The 14,569-nt window shown below is 69.8% G+C and carries 11 protein-coding genes and 1 pseudogene; 10 read left to right on the forward strand and 2 right to left on the reverse strand.

Annotated elements, in window-relative coordinates; genetic code table 11:
- From ACJ73U_RS24910 to ACJ73U_RS24925, 4 genes are all read left to right on the forward strand, one after another.
- Positions 1–194, forward strand: a 194-nt coding sequence (locus ACJ73U_RS24910; protein WP_407780123.1) for a hypothetical protein, incomplete at its 5' end; no start/stop codon positions are given.
- Positions 195–310: 116 nt separating this feature from the next.
- Positions 311–2,143 (forward strand): dynamin family protein, encoded by a 1,833-nt coding sequence (locus tag ACJ73U_RS24915; RefSeq protein WP_407780124.1) that lies wholly within the window; start codon positions 311–313, stop codon positions 2,141–2,143.
- A 115-nt stretch (positions 2,144–2,258) separates the two neighbouring features.
- Complete coding sequence (locus tag ACJ73U_RS24920) at positions 2,259–3,692, forward strand: hypothetical protein (protein ID WP_407780125.1); 1,434 nt, start codon at positions 2,259–2,261, stop codon at positions 3,690–3,692.
- Between the two features lie 44 nt (positions 3,693–3,736).
- Positions 3,737–3,958, forward strand: coding sequence for a DUF3618 domain-containing protein (locus ACJ73U_RS24925; protein WP_407780126.1), 222 nt, complete (start codon positions 3,737–3,739; stop codon positions 3,956–3,958).
- Between the two features lie 151 nt (positions 3,959–4,109).
- Here ACJ73U_RS24925 and ACJ73U_RS24930 read toward each other — a convergent pair whose 3' ends face one another.
- Positions 4,110–4,517, reverse strand: a complete 408-nt coding sequence (locus tag ACJ73U_RS24930) for a hypothetical protein (RefSeq protein WP_407780127.1) — start codon at positions 4,515–4,517, stop codon at positions 4,110–4,112.
- A gap of 90 nt (positions 4,518–4,607) precedes the next feature.
- Positions 4,608–5,207, reverse strand: a complete 600-nt coding sequence (locus tag ACJ73U_RS24935) for a TetR/AcrR family transcriptional regulator (RefSeq protein ID WP_407780128.1) — start codon at positions 5,205–5,207, stop codon at positions 4,608–4,610.
- Positions 5,208–5,254: 47 nt separating this feature from the next.
- Here ACJ73U_RS24935 and ACJ73U_RS24940 point away from each other — a divergent pair, with 47 nt between their 5' ends.
- The 6 genes and pseudogenes from ACJ73U_RS24940 to ACJ73U_RS24965 all read left to right on the forward strand — a co-directional run.
- Positions 5,255–6,709 carry a flavin-containing monooxygenase gene (locus ACJ73U_RS24940; protein WP_407780129.1) on the forward strand — a complete coding sequence of 485 codons (1,455 nt, stop codon included), beginning with the start codon at positions 5,255–5,257 and terminating at the stop codon, positions 6,707–6,709.
- Positions 6,710–7,090: 381 nt separating this feature from the next.
- Positions 7,091–8,287, forward strand: a complete 1,197-nt coding sequence (locus ACJ73U_RS24945) for an MFS transporter (RefSeq protein ID WP_407780130.1) — start codon at positions 7,091–7,093, stop codon at positions 8,285–8,287.
- A 547-nt stretch (positions 8,288–8,834) separates the two neighbouring features.
- Positions 8,835–10,049: a diguanylate cyclase gene (locus ACJ73U_RS24950; protein ID WP_407780131.1), complete on the forward strand. Its 1,215-nt coding sequence runs from the start codon at positions 8,835–8,837 to the stop codon at positions 10,047–10,049.
- 108 nt (positions 10,050–10,157) lie between these two features.
- Complete coding sequence (locus ACJ73U_RS24955; RefSeq protein ID WP_407780132.1) at positions 10,158–12,269, forward strand: phospholipase A2; 2,112 nt, start codon at positions 10,158–10,160, stop codon at positions 12,267–12,269.
- Between the two features lie 431 nt (positions 12,270–12,700).
- Positions 12,701–14,281, forward strand: a complete 1,581-nt coding sequence (locus ACJ73U_RS24960) for an LCP family protein (RefSeq protein WP_407780133.1) — start codon at positions 12,701–12,703, stop codon at positions 14,279–14,281.
- 108 nt (positions 14,282–14,389) lie between these two features.
- Positions 14,390–14,569 (forward strand): annotated as a pseudogene (locus tag ACJ73U_RS24965) (XRE family transcriptional regulator); the annotation flags it as partial.

Consider the following 14,569-nt stretch of genomic DNA (forward strand, 5'->3'; position numbering starts at 1 on the left):
CCAGCCACCTGCCGGTCTCGTTGGACCAGCTGCCGGTGGACACGGGCGCCGTCACGGGCCTCGTGTCGAACAACCCGGTGACCGATGTCGTGCACGACAGCCCTGTGGGTGGGCTCGTCAGTGGCGTCACCGATCACCTCCCCCAGGTTGGCGACCACCTGCCGGTCGTCGGTGACCTGGACCTGGGTCTGTAACGCGCCTTTCAGCCCAGAATGAGGGGTTTGCCCCAACCCCGAGAGGCCGGGGTCCGCAGCGTCGCGGACCCCGGCCCCCTTTCACCCATACGGGGGAGCACGGCACACTCATCCGGGTGAGGACTCCGCCCTGGCTCACCGTTCTCGACGACACCATCGCGGCATGCATCACCCACCACCGGTCTGACCTGGCCGGACGGTTGGAGAAGCGGCGCTCGTTACTCCTGGAGCCGAAGCTGCGGGTCCCGGTGATCGGTGAGCCGAACCAGGGCAAAAGTCAGCTCGTCAACGCCCTCGTGAATGCCGAAGTGTGTGCCGTCGGCGACGATGTGACGACAATCACTCCGACCACTGTAACGCACTCCCAGGCACCCGCGGCCGCGCTGGTCACGGAGATTTCCACTTCGGGCCGCCGCGCGATCGGGCCGTCGAACGAGCCGGCGCGGATCCCGGTGCCCGTCGAGGAGATCGCGCGCCGCGCGTTGGCCGCCCCGCACCCGGACGGCGGCGACGAGCTGCACGCCGAGGTCGGCCTGCCGCGCGAGCTGCTGGCCGCCGGACTCGTGCTGATCGACACGCCCGCCATCAACAGCACCGGCCCGCTGCGCACCGCCACCACCTTCGCCGCGCTGTCCAGCGCCGACGCCGTGCTCATGATCTCCGACGCCACCGGCGAGCTGCGCAGCTCCGAGCTGGAGCTGCTGAAGCAGGTCACCTCGCTGTGCCCGGTGGTGACGGTCGTCCTGACGAAGATCGACATCGTGCCGCGCTGGCGGGCGGTCGCCGAGCGCAACCGGGCCCGGCTCGCCGCCGCGGGCCTGCGGGTCAAGGTCGTGCCGGTGTCCGCGACCGTCCGCCTGGCCGCCGCGCGGACCGGGGACAAGCAGCTCAACGAGGAGTCCGGCTTCGGCGAGCTGGTGCGGACCCTGTCGCAGGACGTGCTCGCCAACAGCGACGCCATCCACCGCGCCACGACCGCCGTGCTGGCCGCCCAGGCGACCAAGCAGCTCATGGAGCCGCTGACCGAGGCGCTCACCGAGGTGCACACGGGCGAGCAGGGCCGCGCCCAGCTGCAGTACCGCGCCGTGCAGCACCGGCTGGACGAGCTGCGCAGGCGCACCAACCGCTGGCAGACCATGCTGGGTGACGAGGTCGCGGACCTGCTTTCCGACGTCGAGTACGACCTGCGCGATCGCACCCGCAAGATCGTCCGCGCCGCCGAGGAGTTCTTCGACGCCGCCGATCCGGCCAAGACCTGGGACGACTTCGCCGAGTGGCTGCGCGAGGCGCTGGTCGAGACCGCCGACGTGAACTTCGCGTGGCTCGTCGAGCGGTTCCAGTGGGTGGCCGAGAAGATCGCCAGGCAGGTCGCGCTGGAGGAGGCCGTGCCGGAGGAGCTGGCCACCGACGGGCTGCTGGAGCACATCGGCGACCTCGAGCCGCCGCGCGTGGAGAAGTTCTCCGTCGGCCAGCAGCTGTTCATCGGCCTGCGCGGGTCCTACGGCGGCCTGCTCATGTTCGGTCTCGCCACGACCATCGCCGGCCTGCCGCTGATCAACCCGATCTCGCTCGGCGCGGGTGCCGCGTTCGGCGCGAAGAGCATCTGGGACGAGCGGTCCGGGCGGCTCAAGCGGCGGCAGGCGGTGGCCAAGCAGACCGCGCAGCGGTACGTGGACGACTTCTTCCTCTCCTACGGCAAGGCGAGCAAGGACACCGCGCGGCAGGTGCAGCGCAAGCTCCGCGACCACTTCCAGTCGGTGGTGGAGCGCCTGCAGGAGGGCATCGCCGAGCAGGCGAACGCGGCCAAGCGCGCGGCCGAGGCGGAGATCGCCGAGCGGCGCAGGCGCAGCCAGGAGATCACCGCAGAGGTGCAGCGCCTCGTCGGGCTGCACAAGCGGATCCAGGCGCTCGTCGGCCAGTCGACACCGCCCAAGGAACTGACGGCGTGAGAGCGGGGCGAGCGCTGCACAGCCGCACCTCGGGGGAACGTGGCGCAAGCCAGCCACCAGTACGTGACCGACCCGGCGTGACCAACTCAGTGAGATTCCGGGGAGGCGGGACCGCATGAGCCTGGCCGACCGTGCGCACTCGATGCTGCGCGACGCGCTGGAGGTGTACCGGGACAGCCCGCGTGCCGTGCACTGGCTGCGCCGCCACCTCGACCGGCTGGCCGAGCCGCTGCGCGTCGCGGTCGCCGGACAGTCCCGGGTGGGCAAGTCGACGCTGGTGAACTCGCTGGTCGGCGAGGAGGTCGCGCCGCTGTCCGTCGAGGAGGGCAGCCAGGTCCTCGCCTGGTACCGCGGCGGGGTGAACCCGCGGGCACAGGTGTACCCGACGCAGGCGCCACCACGGGACGTGCCGGCCGCGCGGATGGGCGGCCGGTTGCACATCGACCTGGAAGGGTGGCGGTCCGATGCCATCGATCGGGTGGTCATCGACTGGCCGTCGCGGACGCTGCGTGGCCTGACGTTCATCGACACCCCGGGCGTCGACCCGTCCGACGCCGGCACCCGGATCTCGCTGGACGCCGACGCCGTCCTGTACCTCATGCGGCAGCTGCACGCGACCGACGTGGGTTTCCTCCAGTCGCTCCAGGACCACCCCATCGCGCGGGAGACGCCGGTGAACTCCCTTGTGGTGCTGTCGCGTGCGGACGAGGTGGGCGGCGGCCGGATCGACGCACTGACGTCGGCGAAGCGCCTCGCCCGGCGCTACCGCAAGGACGTCGCGCTGACGGGCGTGTGCCAGAACGCGATCGCCGTGTCGGGCCTGCTCGCGCACGCCGGCCGCACACTCACCGCCGACGAGCTGTCGTCGCTGCGGGTCCTGGCCACGGCCGCGCGCCGCGAGCTGGAGATCGCGCTGGTGTCCGCGGACCGGTTCGTCGGCGAGGGCGTGCCGCTGCGGTTGGACGCCCAGACGCGGACGGCGTTGCTCGACCGCTTCGGCATGTTCGGCATCCGCCTGGTCACCACCCTGATCCGGCAGGGGTTCTCCTCGATGGAGGCGCTGTCGGAGGAGCTGGTGAGCCGCAGCGGGCTGGTCGAGCTGCGTGAGTCGATGCGGCAGTGCTTCACCGACCGGCACGACGTGCTCAAGGCGCGGTCGGCGCTGCTCGCGATGGAGGTCGTGCTGCGGATGGAGCCCCGCCCGGCCGCGCGGCGGCTGGTCGCGGCGTTGGAGTCGCTGGTGGTGAGCGCCCACGACTTCCGCGAGCTGCGTCTGCTCGCGGCCCTGGACGGTGGCCGCACTGTCCTGCCGGACCCCCTCGCGGACGAGGCCCGCCGCTTGGTCGGCGGCGTGGGCACGGCGTTGCCGGACCGGCTGGGCTTCACCCGCGAGGTGCCGGGCCACGAACTGCACGACGCGGTGTCCGACGCGCTGCGGCGGTGGCAGGAGCAGGCCGAGAACCTGGCGCTGGGCGAGGGCCAGCGACGGGCCGCGCGGGTGGTGGTCCGCAGCTGCGAGGGCATGGTGGCGGAACTGGCCGGGTACTGAGTCCGCTAGGTTGAGGCACCTCGAAGTCTGTCTGAGGAGGAACCGTGGCGCGCGACCCCGACAGCATCCAGCGGGAGATCGAGCAGGCGCGGGACGCGCTCGCGTCCACGCTCGACCAGCTGAGCACGAAGGCCAACCCGAAGAAGCTGGTCAGTGAGGCCAAGGCGGGCGCGACGAGCACCCTGTCCTCGCCCAAGGTCAAGTACCCCCTGATCGCCTTCGCGGCCCTGATCGTCCTGGTCCTGCTCCGCAAGCTCTTCCGCTGACCCCGCGAGTCCAACGCCCGCAACCCGTGTGTCCAACCGGCCGGACCGGTGAGTTCGACAAATCCGGTCACCGGCTGGTGACCGGTTCGGTTGAACACGCGGGTCGGGAGTGTTGGACTCGCGGGTCGGTTGCGTTGGACTCGCGGGTCGTTCAGTGTGCTCGGTCGGTGCCGCTTCCGCCGGCCGCGGTCTCGGCGGCAGGTCGGCTGGGCGTGGGCGCGGGGGCGCCGTCCTCGGCCCCCTCGCTCGATGAGCCCTGCTCGGACGCTGACGCGCCGTCCTCCGTCTCCGCGGGTTCCGGGGTCGGTGGTTCCTCGGTTCTCGCCAGGCGAGCCGTGAGGTAGGCCGTCGTGAACTCGACCGCGTCGCCGTTCAGCATGTGGACGACCGTGCGGCGCCCAACGTCGTCCGACGCCAGCTCCTCCGCCAGTTGGTCCGCTCGGTCCCGCGCCGCGATGAGGCCCGGCGCCCGGCCCGTCAGAGTCCGCCCTCGCCCCTTGACCGCGATGGCCCAGTCGTCGCCGTCGGGGGTGTAATGCGCTTCGATCGGGTCAGCCATCTCTGTCTCCCACCCTCTGTCGGCCTCCCCGCCCCCCGGGGGGAAAGCCCCGTCCGCTGACCATAATCGATCCGCGGTGACCGTGTGTGGCTAATTCGGTCGCAATCCGAACCAGACGAGCCGCATCACGAGTTCGGCCGCGGCGGGGGCGGAAACGTCGTCCCGCTGCACGTACCACAGCGCCAGCCGCTCACACGCCCCGACGACCATTTCCGCGTACGCCTCCAGCTCGTCGTGCGGCAGGTCCAGCAGGAAGGACGCGAACAACGTGGTGTTCACCGCGGTCTGCTGCTGGCGAACGGCCTCGATCTCGGCCATCGCGTCCGGCCCGGCGACCGCCGCCTCGGCCTGCAGGAGCTTCCACGACCGCCGGTGCGAGTCGGTGAACGCGAAGAACGCCGTGAGCCCGCGCCGAATCGCCTCCTCCGCCGAGCTCACACCTTCGACGGATTTCAGCGTCACGTTCAGTAACTCCGCGCGTGCGGCGCGGATGCACGCGACGAACAGGCCCTCCTTGGAGCCGAAGTACTCGTAGATCATCGGCTTGGAGACGCCGACCCGCTCCGCCACGTCGTCCATCGACGTCGCGAGGAAGCCCCGGTCGGCGAAGATCTCCTCCGCCACCTCGACCATCTGCCGCTCGCGCTCGGCGCGCGGCATCCGCTTCCTGCGCTCCTTCGTAGGCCCCACGACACGACTCTACCGGAAGTAACCTACTCGCAGTAAGGTAGGACGGCATGGAGTTCCACACCGTCGTCATCGGCACCGGCTTCTCCGGCCTCGGCATGGCCATCCAGCTCAAACGGGACGGCCGGAACGACTTCGTCGTGCTCGAGAAGGCACACGACGTCGGCGGCACCTGGCGCGACAACACGTACCCGGGCTGCGCGTGCGACATCCAGTCGCACATGTACTCGTTCTCGTTCGCGCAGAACCCCGCCTGGACCAGATCGTTCTCCCCGCAGCCGGAGATCTGGGACTACCTGCGCGGTGTGGCCGACCGCTACCGCCTGCGCGACCACATCCACTTCGGCGTCGAGGTCACCGGCGCCCGCTGGGACGCCGACGAGCGCCGCTGGCACGTCACCACCGGCAGGGGCGAGTACGTCGCCCGCTTCCTGGTCGCCGGCATCGGCGCCCTGCACCTGCCCAACGTCCCGAAGCTGCCCGGCATCGAGCGCTTCGGGGGCGAGGCGTTCCACTCCGCGCGGTGGAACCACGACTACGACCTCGCGGGCAAGCGCGTCGCCGTCGTCGGCACGGGCGCGAGCGCGGTCCAGTTCGTCCCGCGCATCGCCCAGGACGTCGCGCGCCTGACCCTCTTCCAGCGCACCCCGCCGTGGATCATGCCCAAGCCGGACCACGAGATGCCGAACTGGGCCAAGACCCTGTTCCGCGTGGTGCCCGGCGCGCAGCGGCTGTACCGCGACCTCATCTACTGGCTGCTCGAGGCCCGCGCGGTGGGCTTCAACGGCAACCCGGCGCTCATGAAGCTGGCGCAGCGGGTCGCGCTCGCCCACCTGCACCGGCAGGTCAAGGACCCCGAGCTGCGCCGCAAGCTCACCCCCGACTACCTGATGGGCTGCAAGCGGGTGCTGATCGCCAACGACTACTACCCGGCGCTGACCAGGGAGAACGTCGAGGTCAACACGGGCGGGATCAGCGCGGTCACCGAGCGCGGGGTGGTCGACGGCAACGGTGTGGAGCACGAGGTCGACGTGATCATCTACGGCACCGGCTTCCACGTCACCGACGCCTACGACTACCTCGACATCACCGGCGTCGACGGCCGCGACCTCGCCAAGGAGTGGCGCGAGGAGGGCATCCAGACCCACCTCGGCATCACGGTCGCCGGCTACCCGAACCTCTTCTTCCTGCTCGGGCCGAACACCGGGCTCGGCCACAACTCGGTCGTCTTCATGATCGAGTCGCAGATCAGGTACGTGTCGCAGGCCATGGCGCTGGCCGACCACGCGGGTGCCGCGGCGGTCGACACCAAGGAGAGCGCGCAGGCCGAGTTCCAGTCGGACATCCAGCGCAAGCTGGCGGGCGGCGTGTGGACGCGCGGCGGCTGCAGGAGCTGGTACCTGGACGCGCGTGGCGTCAACCGCACGATCTGGCCGGGCTTCACGTGGCGTTACTGGCTGCGCACGCGCAAGGTCGACCCGAGCGCGTTCGACCTCGTTGCGTGACGGGCCGTGAGCAGGGCGTGCCACGGACGGGAAATAAACCACCCGTTTGGCATTAGACCCCTTCTCACCTGCGTAAACTGGTGTCGAACCGCCTCTGGTGACGAATATCTGGCATCTGGGAACAGTGTGGGACCAACCTCCCATGCATACTGTTCTCACCGAGCCCGGTACTCTGAGCTACGTGGTGATGACCGAAGAGCATCGACCACGAGGGCGATGAGGGTAGTTGACCGGGCACCGCGAGGGTCGAGATTCGCCTTGCGGGCGGCGGAGGGCGAGGCAGCGTGATTCGTCGCTGACCAGGGCGGACTCTGCCACACAAGGTCGACACGGGGGTTGACGTTGAGCCGAGGAACGCCGGGGTTCACCGCTGTGCTGGCGGTGACCGAGTTCCGTGCGCTCTGGTTCGCAGAGGCGCAGTCTGTTTTCGGGGACCAGCTCGCGAAAGTCGCGCTGACCATCCTCGTCTACGACAGAACCGGCTCCCCCCTGCTCGCCGCGCTGATGTACGCGCTGACGTTCATGTCCGCGCTCATCGGCGGCCTGGGCCTGTCGCAGCTCGCCGACCGGTTCCCGCGCCGCGCGCTGATGGTCGTGAGCGCGCTCGTGCAGGGCGCGCTGGTCGGGCTGATGGCCATCCCGGGCATGCCGATAGCGGTGCTGTGCGTGCTCGTGCTCACCGTCGGGCTCGTCCAGTCACCCTCCGCGGCCGCGCAGAACGCGATGACGCGCGAGATCTTCACCGACGACGAGCTGTACCTGCGCAGCCAGGACCTGCGCGGCATCAGCACGAACACGATCATGCTGCTCGGCCTCGCGGGCGGCGGCATCCTGGTGGTCGCGATCGGCGCCAGCTGGGCACTCGCCGTCAACGCGGTGACGTTCCTGGTCGGCGCGTTGCTCATCGCCCTGTTCGTCAAGGAGCGGCAGGTCGCGGGCGGTAAGGAGGACGGCTGGTTCGGCGCGGCCAGGTGGGTGTTCGGGCGCAGCCGCATGCGCGTGCTGCTGACCCTGTCCTGGCTCGTCGGCCTGGTGGTCATCCCGGAGGGCCTGGTCGCGCCGCTCGCCAGGGAGCTGGGCGAGTCGGACGCGGTGGTCGGCCTGCTGCTCGCCGCCGACCCCCTCGGGTTCGTCGTCGGTGTGTACGTGTTGTCGCGCTTCGTGGTCGCCGAGCACCGGGTCCGGGTGATGGGGTTGCTGGCGGCAGGCGCGTCCGCGACCCTCGTCGGGTTCGCGTTCCACCCGAACCTCGTCTTCGCCCTCGCGCTGCTGGCGCTGGCGGGAATGTTCGGCGCCTATCAGATCACCGTCAGCGCGACCTTCAATTCACTCGTGCCCAATGACATTCGCGGGGGAGCGTTCGGCATCATTCGAACGGGCCTTCGAGTATCGCAGGGAATCGGTGTGGCAATTGGCGGAGCGGTAGCGCAGGGTATTGGCTCGGCTACTAATACGATTGCCCTGGCCGGAGTTGTCGGTGTGGTGATCGCGGTGCCGGCCGCGGTGGCATGGGCGCGGCTCAATCGAGCAGAGCCCGAGACCGCCGGACTCACGCGACTGAACACGCTGCCATCTTGAGAGTTCGCAAAGTGTTACCAAGAGACAACAGGCCTGGTGAGCGCCACCTGAGTGGGTCAGAGATCGCGGTCCATCATCACGGTTCACCTCCTGGGGAAGTTCAGAGCTGAACTGGTCGTACCTAACATGAGTTTGTGGCAAGACGTCACAGATCGCGATCTGACATCACACTTCACCTCCCGCGGGGACGGGGTAGGTACCGAATGGCTTCACCGGGCGACAAACCGCCGAACGGGCAATGGCATGCTAGCGGTCCACACTGTTCGTTCGTTTTCGGCTGGCTCGGATCACGCTTGGGTGTGACACCGATGGGAGATGTTTGCCCATGAGTTTCACCGCTCACGGTGGGTCCGGGCAAGCATCGCCTGCCGGAGAAAGCCAAGACGCCGGCGCGGAGAGCGCCCCGACCGGTCGGACGCAGGCCCGAGCTCCTGCATCACGCACAAGTGTGAACGACCAGGGCGACACGCGACAGCGCAGAAGCCTTTTCGTAGTACATCCCAGGCATTGGGCGTTCTGGCAGCAGCGACCCCGGCTGATCGCCTACATGCTGCTCTGCGATCTGCTGGCCATCGCGTTCATCGTGTTCGCCACGGTCACGGCGCCGGGCCCGATCGGTGCCGACTGGCTCCGAGGCGCCACGCTGGCCGTGTGTGCGACAGTCCACTTGCAACTGTCACGCCGACAGGAGGAACGCAGGCGGAGCAGAAAGCACACCGTGCAGATCGACCTGGTGGGCATCTGGTCGTTCGCGGGAGTCGTAGTCCTGCCGATCCATTTGGCACTGCTGGCCATCGTCCTTTCGCGAACCCAGCGCTGGTTCGTGGCCCGTCGCCCGCTGTACCGATTCACCTTCTCGACGTCGAGCGTCCTGCTGGCCGCCGTGGCGACGCACGAGACCCTGCAGAGCCTCGGCGTCAACGACTGGTCACGCCTGGACGTCCCCCAGTCGTTCACCGCGTTCGGTGTCCTGCTTCTGGGTGGCCTTGTCTACTTCGCCTCACAGGCGGTGGTCATCGGCGCCGGCGCGATCCTGCTGTCGACCACGCGGCCGACGATCCGGTCGGTGCTGGGCACCCGCGAGGACAACGAGCTGGAGGTCGTGACCATCGCCCTCGGGACGGTGGCGGCCATCCTGCTCGTCAACGTGCCGGCCGCCCTGGTGATCATGGTGGCGGTCGGCGTGATCGCCAACCGCATCGCCGAGGTGCGGCAGCTGCAGGAGGACGTCCGCACGGACCCGAAGACGGGCCTGCTGAACATGCGCGGCTGGCGCGAGGTGGCGGAACGCGAGATGACCCGCGCCAGCCGGGACGCCCAGCAGTGCGCGTTGCTGATGGTGGACCTGGACCACTTCAAGAACATCAACGACACCTGGGGCCACCCGGCCGGCGACGACGTGCTGGAGTACGTGGCCCACGCGCTGCGCAGCGCCACCCGCGCGAGCGACGTCATCGGCCGGTTCGGCGGCGAGGAGTTCGTCCTGCTCCTCCCCGACGCCGACACCGAGGAGGCCGAGGCGGCGGGCGAACGGATCCGCCAGACGATCTCGGAGCTGCACGTCCCGACGACGGACAAACGCGGCGGACCGGTCGCGATCTCGGAGCGCACGACCTCCATCGGCGTGGCCGTGTACCCGGTCCACGCCGAGGCGCTCGACTCCCTGCTGCAGGCGGCGGACGCGGCGGTCTACGAGGCCAAGGAAGGCGGCCGCAACCAGGTCCGCCTCGCCAGCCCGCCTCCCCGGAACTGGCAGGCCTAGTCACTCCCTGGTGCTACCCGGCACCCCTGGGTCACCCCTGGGTATGACGCCAAAGATCAGGGTTCAGCCGGATGGCCGCGGTGATCGCAACGGGTAGCCTTCGGTCCCATGGGGAAACCAGGAGGGTTGCCCCGGTTCAGCGCTCTGGTGGGGATCGTGTTGGCGGCGGCGGGGTTCGCGGTCATCGCCTCCCGGCCCGATCCGCCGCAGTACCGCCCACCCACGGGGGACGTAGCCAAGGTGGAGCGGGCGATCGAGGACCAGCTCGACCCCAGGTCGGGGCGGGACCCGATTGCGGATCTGCCGGCGGACTTCACGAAGATCAGCGGGCGTGAACCGGTGCACATGAAGGCGCCGGACGGCACGACGAGGGCCGTCCATCCCGGCGGGGGCTGCTCGTCACCGTGGGGGGCGACGCGCTGGGACTACAGCGTGGGCTGCAAGGCCCACGACCTCGGCTACGACATGCTCAGGTACGCGGCGGCCAAGGGGCAGCCACTGGCGGCCACGATGCGGGAACGGCTCGACGACCGGCTGTCCCAGGACATGCACGCCCAGTGCCACTACAACCCGCGCGACTCCGCCGGCGCCTGCCAGGCCGTCGCCGACATCTACACCGCCGGCCTGGTCGTCAACTCGTGGCACCAGCGCTGGGGTCCACCCCGCAACGAGCCCCTCGGACCGTGGTCGATCGCGATGGTCGTGATCATGGTGCTGATCGTGGCCAGAGCGCCCGCCGTCGCGCGGAAGGAACCGCGGCGGAGCCTGCTCGCGGCGCCGCGCCCGGTGCTGACCGAGACCGAGCAGGCCCAGGCGCACAGCATGAGCTACCTGCGCATACTCAGCCTGACCGGCATCGTGCTCGGCGAGTCCCTGCTGGCCTTCGCCATGCGCGACGACATGGAGCCGGCCTGGACCTGGCCCTTCACCTGGCTGCTGCAGCTGGTCCCGCTGTTCTTCCTGGCCGGCGGCCACTCCAACCTGCTCGCCTGGCGCGCCATGGAGGGGCACTACGTCACCTTCCTGGCGAGCCGTGTCGGCTGGCTGATCCGCCCGGTCTTCGCGTTCGTGCTCGCCTGGCTGGTCGTCCCGCTGTCCCTGGAGTTACTCCAGGCGCCGGAGAGCGCCGTCACCGCGTTCAGCCGCCTCGTCGTGCAGCCGCTGTGGCTACTCGGCCTGTACCTGCTGGTCGTGGCCCTGACGCCGGTCATGCACCGGCTGCACCGGCTGCTGCCGCGCACGACCCCTCTCGTGCTGACCGCGGGGGTCGTGGAGCTCGGCTTCGTGGGCGGCTCGATCGCCGCGCACGCCGGCGGTGTGCTGGTCGCGCTGCTGTTCGCCCAGCTGGCCTTCCACTACGCCGACGGCACCCTCTGGCACATCCCCCGCGGCGTGCTGATCGGCACGGCCGCCGTCGCGTTCGCCGGGCTGGTGGTGCTCACCACCCTCGGCGCCCAGCCGAAGCTGCAGCTCGCGGAGCCGACCGGGTACGCGGCGTTCGCGCCGTCGCTCGGCGGCCTGCTGCTCATCGGCATCGTGCAGGTCGCGCTGGTGGCCCTGCCCCGCGAACACGGCCTGCGGGTCCTCGTCACCAGCGCGCCGGCACGCGTGGTCGCGCTGGTCCGGGCCGCGCCCATGACCGTCTACCTGGTCTACCTGTGCGCGATGCTCGTCATCGAGGGCCTGCTGCGGGTGGCCAGCGGCGTCGGCTGGTTCACCGAGCCGCGCACGATCTTCGCGCTCGGCCTGGTCGCGCTGCCGACGCTGCTCGCGTTCCTCTGGTTCGAGCGGCGCCCGCCGCCCGCGCCACCGGAACCGGCGCTCGATCCGCTGCCACGCCGGCACTGGGCCGACACGCTGGCCGTGACCCTGGGCGTCGCGTACGGCGGGCTGGGCGTGGTCGGGTTCGCGGTGGCCGGCCTGTCCGGCTGGACCGACGCCGCGAACGTGCTGGGCCTGCCCATCGACCCGATGGCGAGCCTCATCCACCTGCTGCTCGGCTGGTATCTCGTGCACTGCGTCCACCTGCACACCAGCTCGCGGCCGGGACCGTGGTTGGTCACCGCCATCGCGTGCGTGCCGCCGATGCTCACGACGGTTAGCGGGGTGGGCACCGTGGTACACAGCGTGACGATGGCGGTAGCGCTCGCCGTGGCCGTGGCGTGCATGCCCGCGCTGACCCGCACCGCGACGCCACAGCCGGTGCCGGCTGGTCGCTGAGAGGGGGGAGATTCCCGCGCCGGCTCGATCACGCTCCGCAACGTATGCAACCCTACGGCGAGGGCAAGCCGAAACGCCGCTCACAATGTTTCGAATTACCCTCGGACAACCGGGTGAGGCCCAAGAGCGTCTAAGTCCCTGGGTGGTGTTCGTCGCGGGAGGAGCGGGAGGGAGCCGGGGTGAACTATCGGCCGCCGAGGTCGGAAGGTCCTGGGTCGGGACGGGGCAGGCCACAGCCGTCCCGTTCCGGTGGACGCGTGCCGCCGCCGGCGAACGCCGGTCGCGTGGTCGGCGGGCGGCCCGGTGCGAACCAGGACCGCTTCCGCGACGACCGCTCGAGGAACCGCGAGGAGCCTCCGCGGGAACGGCCGGAGCGGGCAGCGGACCGCCGCGACCGGTCGGAGCGGGCAGCGGACCGCGGTGACCGGCCCGTGGAGCGTCCAACCCCGCGTCCGCGCCCCACGCCCCGCACGTCGGACGCGCGCTGGCAACCGCGGGCGCAGGAGCCGCCGGCGCCACGCCGCCCGACCAGGCCCGGTGTGCTCGGTGCCAAGATCGTGATCGCACTGGTCTCGGCGTTGGTGCTCGTCGGCACGGGTTACTACGCGAACCGCCTCAACAGCTTCGCCGACAGCCTGACCACGGCGGACGTCATCGACCAGCCGGCAGTCGAGAAGCCGGCCGACGGGGCGATCGACATCCTCATGGTCGGCATGGACAGCCGCACCGACGCGCAGGGCCACCCGCTGTCCAAGGAGCAGCTCGCGATGCTGAGCGCCGGTGTCGCCGACGGCGAGCTGAACACCGACACGCTCATGCTGATCCGGATCCCGAACGACGGCGGTCCGGCGGTCGGCGTGTCCATACCCCGCGACTCCTACGTCGAGATCGCCGGCAACTACGGCACCCACAAGATCAACTCCGCGTACGTGCGGCGCAAGAACGACGCCATGAACCAGCTCAAGGCCGACGGGGTCACCGACGAGGCCGAGCTGCAGGTCAAGTCCAACCAGGAGGGCGCGAAGAACCTGATCGCGACCATCGAGGAACTGACCGGCGCCACGATCGACCACTACGCCGAGGTCAACCTGCTGGGCTTCTACGACATCACGAACGCGATCGGCGGCATCGACGTGTGCCTGAACAAGGCGGTCAAGGACAGGTACTCGGGGGCGAACTTCCCGGCCGGACCGCAGACGATCAGCGGTGTGCAGGCGCTCCAGTTCGTGCGGCAGCGGCACGGCCTGCCCAACGGTGACCTGGACCGCATCCAGCGGCAGCAGACGTTCATGTCCGGGATGGCCAAGAAGGTGCTGTCGGGGGGCATGCTGGCGCCGGGGTCGGACACGTTCGACGCGCTGCAGGGCGCGATCAAGAAGTCGGTCGTGCTGGACAAGAACTGGAACGTCCTGCAGTTCGCCCAGCAGATGATCGGCATCACCGGCGGCAAGGTGGACTTCAAGACCATCCCGGTCGGCTCGATCGACCTGAAGACGCGCAGCGACGGCTCGGCGGTGGAGGTCGACCCGAACGAGGTCCGCGACTTCGTCACCGGCCTGCTCGGCGGCAAGACCAAGACGAGCACGTCGCCGTCCTCCTCCGCCCCCGACGACGCGTCGGCCAACGCGAAGATCACGGTGAACGTCCGCAACACGACCAGGAAGGGCGGTCTCGCGGCTTCCGTGGCGAAGGCCCTGACCGATCAGGGCTTCGTCCAGGGCATCGTGGGCAACGCCAGCGCGGTGCAGTCCACCGTCGTGCGGTACGCGTCCGGCGAGCAGGCGAACGGCGACCGGGTGGCGAAGGCGCTGGGCGGGAGCCTGGTGGTCGAGGAGGACACGAACCTCGCGGCCGGCACGGTGTCGGTCCTGCTGGGCGCCGACTACAGCGGCCCGGGGGCGTCCGGTTCGGACAGTGCCAGCGGGAACAACCTGACCGGGAAGCCGGTGCTGAGCCTGTCCGGTCCTGGGCGGTCACAGGGGCAGCCGACCCAGCCGGGCTGTGTCAACTGATGTAGCTCTGAGCTGCTGCTCGACCCGGCCCGTTCACCCGAATGGGCTACCTGCGAAGGTAAAATTTGAAAATTCGCGTAATCGGACGACGGTTCATCGCTTCCTCATATGTCGGTATCCCGGTCGGGGCCGGGTACCACGAGGAGAGGGGCGATCGTGCGGCTGGACACAGCGACTTACCAGCGGGTTCTCGGCGACGAGCTGCGCCGCCTGCGCAAGCAGCGCGGCTGGACGAGGCGAGACCTGAACCGTCGGCTGCAGAGCGACATCTCCCTCCAGACCCTGGCC

Source organism: Actinophytocola sp., assembly GCF_045807065.1.
GTDB lineage: Bacteria > Actinomycetota > Actinomycetes > Mycobacteriales > Pseudonocardiaceae > Actinophytocola.

What these genes read in the sequence shown, in the direction of transcription:
- ACJ73U_RS24930 (WP_407780127.1), bottom strand. Translation starts at nt 4,517, where the DNA reads ATGGCTGACCCGATCGAAGCGCATTACACCCCCGACGGCGACGACTGG.
- ACJ73U_RS24955 (WP_407780132.1), top strand. Translation starts at nt 10,158, where the DNA reads ATGGGGAAACCAGGAGGGTTGCCCCGGTTCAGCGCTCTGGTGGGGATC.
- ACJ73U_RS24950 (WP_407780131.1), top strand. Translation starts at nt 8,835, where the DNA reads ATGCTGCTCTGCGATCTGCTGGCCATCGCGTTCATCGTGTTCGCCACG.
- ACJ73U_RS24940 (WP_407780129.1), top strand. Translation starts at nt 5,255, where the DNA reads ATGGAGTTCCACACCGTCGTCATCGGCACCGGCTTCTCCGGCCTCGGC.
- ACJ73U_RS24920 (WP_407780125.1), top strand. Translation starts at nt 2,259, where the DNA reads ATGAGCCTGGCCGACCGTGCGCACTCGATGCTGCGCGACGCGCTGGAG.